This is a genomic window from Fluviicola sp., from assembly GCF_030151805.1.
Lineage (GTDB): Bacteria > Bacteroidota > Bacteroidia > Flavobacteriales_D > Crocinitomicaceae > Fluviicola.
Genome location: NZ_JASLCN010000080.1, coordinates 1 through 4,926, shown reverse-complemented (window position 1 = coordinate 4,926; position 4,926 = coordinate 1). Strand labels below are relative to the sequence as shown.

Sequence of the window (4,926 nt, the reverse complement as noted above, 5' to 3'; positions counted from 1 at the left end):
CTTTCAGAAACGAGATTTGTTCGATCAGGCAATAAATGTACTGGAGGAAAAGCTTGGAAACGGGATTACTTTCGTAACGCTTTCCGAACACGGTGTTTATATTAAGGACAAAAACAAAAAATACCATACTCCGGCACATATTCGAAACATTGCGGATGTGAGCGGGGCGGGTGATACGGTCATTTCTGTTGCAACTTTGTGTTTGACAGCAGAATTATCCATTGAAAGTATTGCCGAACTTTCCAACCTTGCAGGAGGTTTGGTTTGTGAAAAAAGTGGAGTGGTAAGTATCGAGCCGGATCAGTTGATACAAGAGTGTGAAGGAAAACAATTCAACTAATTTAAAATGTAAAATTGAAAATGTAAAATTGAAAAGGAGAGAAAGCAAGGCTTTCGATACAAACAAGCGTTAGCGCAGTTTGCTTTTCAATTCTCAATTCTCAATTTTCAATTGGAATAATGGAGAAAAAAGTAGTAAAACCTTACGGGTCGGAAGATAAATCGAAGAAAGAAGAAGTAGCAGAGATGTTCAATAAAATCTCTAAGCGCTATGACTTCCTGAATCATTTTTTATCCGTTGGGATTGACCGGATCTGGAGAAGAAAGGCCGTAAATATGTTGAAGGAAATTCAACCGAAACGCATTTTGGATCTGGCAACCGGAACAGGAGATTTTGCCATTGGTCTGCTTCGTCTCAAACCAACTGAAATTATCGGGATGGATATTTCAGAAGGAATGCTGGAAGTGGGACGCGAAAAAATGAAGAAAAAAGGTTTCGATCACATCATTTCCATGCAATTGGGAGATTCGGAAAACCTGCCTTTTGAAGACAATTATTTCGATGCCCTGACTGTTGGTTTTGGTGTGCGTAATTACGAAAACCTGGAAAAAGGTTTGGGAGAAATGCTGCGCGTTGTGCGTCCGGGAGGTAAATTGATCATCCTGGAGTTTTCGAAACCGAAGAAATTCCCTGTGAAACAATATTATTCCTTCCATTCCAAGTACATCATTCCTTTTTTCGGGAAGCGTATCTCGAAGGATGACAAAGCTTACGCTTATTTGCCGGAATCGGTTGCTGCATTTCCGGAAGGAAAAGACTTTACGGAAATTTTGATTAAACTTGGATATCAGCGCGTTGCGGCTCGTTTGGTTTCGGGTGGAATTGCAACGATTTATTCGGGAGTGAAGTGATCAGGTAGAAATGTTCAAATGTTCAAAAGCGTTTTTTGATTCCGATAGCTATCGGAACTTCTAACTTTTTAAATCCTTTGAACTGATTTTTTAGAATAAAAAATTATTAAGTACGTTTGAAAGGTATGAGTAAAAATTGGAGCATAACAGTTGTGTGGGTAATCCTTTCCACGATGCTTTTTGCACAGCCTGAAAAAACGAAAAACTATAAGCGTTTCGATGAACGCTGGATTCACTTCGGGTTTATGCTCGGAGCGAATATGTCGAATTTCAAAGCAATTCCCGTCACTGATGCGTATTCGAGTTACGGATTGAAATCCCTGGAAACCAAACGTCAGCCGGGCGGACAGGTTGGAATTGTGACCACTTTGAAGCTGGGGCATCCGATTGTTCGGTTGCGTTTTATCCCGACTTTGTCTTTCCAGGAACGCGCGATTCAGTATTACTTCACAAATCCGGATCCGACAAAAACCAACGACTTAATGCTGGAAGAACGGGTAAACTCGACCAATCTCGATTTTCCATTGATGCTTCAGTTCAGAACACTGAGAATCAATAATTTTGCAGCTTATGTTTTGGTGGGCGGACAATATTCCTATGATTTACAATCGCAGGAAGACGCTTCTCAAAACTTCATTGATCCGTTTATCAAAATCAAGGCTCACGATTTCCAGGGGCAGGTTGGAGCAGGATTGGAGTGGTTTGCTCCTTTCTTTAAATTCGGATTTGAGGTCAAATTCTCTCAAAGTTTCCGAAGCTCTTTTATCCAGGATAATACGCCTGTATCGCAGCCAATTGATCGTTTATACAACAAAGTACTGTGGTTTTCGCTTATCTTTGAAGGCTAAATGCAGGTACAATTTCAATTTTCTCCGGAAGAAGCAGCAGATGACGCGTTCATCCGTCTGGCTATTTCCCGCGAGTTAAAACTTCCGAAAGATCATTCATTTGCCTATAAATGGCATAAACGTTCTATTGATGCCCGAAAACGGGATATCAAAATCAACGCCAGTTTTGAAGTGTTCATGGACGGGAAAATCCCGGAATTTGACGCTGATTTCCACCCGAAAAAAGTGAATGCTGATTCGAAAGTGGTTCACATTGTAGGAGCTGGTCCTGCCGGACTTTATGCAGGTTTGCGCGCTTTGGAACTGGGATTGAAGCCCGTTATTTTCGAAAGGGGAAAAGATGTGCGTTCCAGAAGGCGCGATCTGGCTCAGTTGAATAAAGAACACATTGTGAATTCCGAATCGAATTATTGTTTCGGAGAAGGAGGTGCCGGGACATATTCCGACGGAAAATTGTATACGCGTTCTAAAAAACGCGGCGATGTGATGAAAGCCCTGCTTTGGTTTGTTCATTTCGGAGCACCTGAAGATATTATCGTGGATGCTCATCCGCATATCGGAACCAATAAACTGCCGCAGATCATTGTTGCGATGCGCGATTTGATCCGTGAATACGGTGGTGAAGTTCATTTCGAAGCAAAACTGACGGATCTGAAAATCGAAAACGGAGCGGTTCAGGAAATTGAGATCAATCAGAAAGATCGGATTTCCTGTAAAGCATTGGTTTTGGCAACCGGACATTCTGCCAGGGATATTTTTTATTTATTGAACAACAAAAAAGTAACGATCCGGGCCAAGGCTTTTGCTTTGGGGGTTCGTGTGGAACATACGCAGGCTTTAATCGACGAAATTCAATATCACGGAAGACTCAACGATGCGTTTCTTCCTCCGGCATCTTATTCGCTGGTAACACAGGTTGCGGACAAAGGGGTGTATTCGTTTTGTATGTGTCCGGGGGGAATTATTGCTCCTTGCGCAACAGAAACCGGAGAAGTGGTAACCAACGGCTGGTCACCTTCCAAACGGAATAATCCGACTTCCAATTCGGGGATCGTGGTGAGCGTTGAACCTGCTGAATTACCGAATTATTCACCGAAGAATCCGCTTGTAAGTTTGGAGTTTCAGCAAGCTGTAGAACAAACCTGCTGGAAAGCGGCGGGAAGTACACAAGCTGTTCCTGCTCAGCGATTGAAGGATTTTGTGGAAGGAAAGATTTCAAAGGATTTCCCACGAACGTCTTATCAGCCGGGAATTGTATCTGTGGATTTGAATACGGTTTTACCGGATTTTATTGCGAAACGACTCCGGCAGGCTTTTGTGGATTTTGACCGTAAAATGCGCGGTTTCCTGACCAATGATGCTGTTTTGCATGCACCGGAATCCAGAACATCGAGCCCGGTTTCAGTTCCAAGGGATGCGGAAACCTGCATGAGTGTCAATACGAAAGGATTGTTTCCCTGCGGAGAAGGAGCAGGTTATGCAGGAGGAATCATTTCAGCTGCGATAGACGGGATGAAATGCGTGGATGCTGTGAAATCGTATTATGATTTTAATTCCTGATTGAGAAAATAATCGTCTCAAAACGGCGTCATTTTAAATTCTCTCTATGAAGGGACTTTGAATCATGCAGCCTTCAATCTTGAAACATAATCCGTGTTGTTTCTGGTGATAGTAAACGATCCCTTTTAGAAATAAGCAGATAAAAAGAGACTGTCCGGAATCGAACAGTCTCTTTCAAAAACAGAAATACAGTTTTAGTATTTGATCACTCGTGAAATGCTTTCACCATTTTTGGAGCTGATATTGAACAGGTAAATTCCGGAATTGAAGTTACTCAAGGACACTTTTTCATGGTTCTGAATCTGTTTTGATAAGATCACTTTACCTTGTAAATCCAGGATCGTTAAATCTGCGTTTTCAGTATCAAATTGAATCGTAATCAAATCGTTTGCAGGATTTGGTGCTATTGAAACCGCGAATGTTTTGTTTTCCTGAATTCCCAGGGAAGTTGTTCCGTCGTCAAAAGAAAACCCTTCTGTAATTACAAAGTACTGACCTGTTGATTTTTGCTGACAGTAAAGTTCCAGTTGCAGGTAGTAATTGCCATATCCTGCGCTTAAATCATAGATTGCAGGAATAATGGTTGTTCCATTGACATCCGTTATGGCCCAATAGATAAGCACAGAATCCTGAGAGATAACAGTAAATGTGTCAATTTCAGCAGTACTGACAGAGGCATAATCGATGTCGCAATTCTCAACGGTAACACTTAATTCGCCCAAAACAGGAGAACTGGGACCAAAATAGTTGTTAAAAATGTAGTTTGAATCGGTCGGAATGACAAAGGTGCTTGTTAGTGTATCTCCGTTTCCATCGATTGTGAACAACGAATAAATTCCCGGACACAAACTGTCTATCGTAAGCTGATTGGATGTTGAAGTGATTGCCGGAGAGCCGTTTTGCAGGTCAAATGTAAAATCCGGAGTTCCCTGAACAGTGACAGTAACGGTTCCTGTACATTCGTTGATTGCCGAAGGCGTTACGAATGTATTTACCATAATAGGAGCAGAAAGGCAAAACTCGACTCCATACATTTTTGTAAATACCATAATCGTAGCATCATTTACAATCGTTCCGCCTGAAATCACTGTTTCTTTCAGACCGTCTCCGTTGAAATCGGCAATTGCAACAGTTCCGAAAATTCCGTCGATGGGCGTACCACTTACGATGCTGAAATTTCCACTTCCGTCGTTGAGGTAGTAGTTGGTGTAACTGGGTGGGAAATTCATTGTCATGGTATCCGTAAAATTACTTGCGGTAAGTAAGACATCCTCATAATTATCATTATTGATATCCGCGAAGCGAACTTCTCCGAAACCACTTGGCA

At 41.9% G+C, this 4,926-nt stretch carries 5 protein-coding genes; 4 read left to right on the top strand and 1 reads right to left on the bottom strand.

Going from position 1 to position 4,926, the window contains the following annotated elements; translation table 11 throughout:
- From Q1V93_RS03205 to Q1V93_RS03190, 4 genes are all read left to right on the top strand, one after another.
- Nucleotides 1-340 (top strand): PfkB family carbohydrate kinase (locus Q1V93_RS03205; protein WP_300661358.1); only part of this gene is annotated, 340 nt, incomplete at its 5' end.
- A gap of 119 nt (nucleotides 341-459) precedes the next feature.
- Nucleotides 460-1,191: a bifunctional demethylmenaquinone methyltransferase/2-methoxy-6-polyprenyl-1,4-benzoquinol methylase UbiE gene (ubiE, locus tag Q1V93_RS03200; RefSeq protein WP_300661355.1), complete on the top strand. Its 732-nt coding sequence runs from the start codon at nucleotides 460-462 to the stop codon at nucleotides 1,189-1,191.
- Between the two features lie 125 nt (nucleotides 1,192-1,316).
- Nucleotides 1,317-2,039, top strand: a complete 723-nt coding sequence (locus tag Q1V93_RS03195; RefSeq protein WP_300661352.1) for a porin family protein — start codon at nucleotides 1,317-1,319, stop codon at nucleotides 2,037-2,039.
- On the top strand, nucleotides 2,040-3,599 hold the full coding sequence (locus Q1V93_RS03190; RefSeq protein WP_300661350.1) for an FAD-dependent protein: 1,560 nt from the start codon (nucleotides 2,040-2,042) through the stop codon (nucleotides 3,597-3,599).
- A gap of 194 nt (nucleotides 3,600-3,793) precedes the next feature.
- On the opposite strand, the gene Q1V93_RS03185 is transcribed toward Q1V93_RS03190, so the two are convergent.
- Nucleotides 3,794-4,926 (bottom strand): T9SS type A sorting domain-containing protein (locus Q1V93_RS03185; RefSeq protein WP_300661347.1); only part of this gene is annotated, 1,133 nt, incomplete at its 5' end.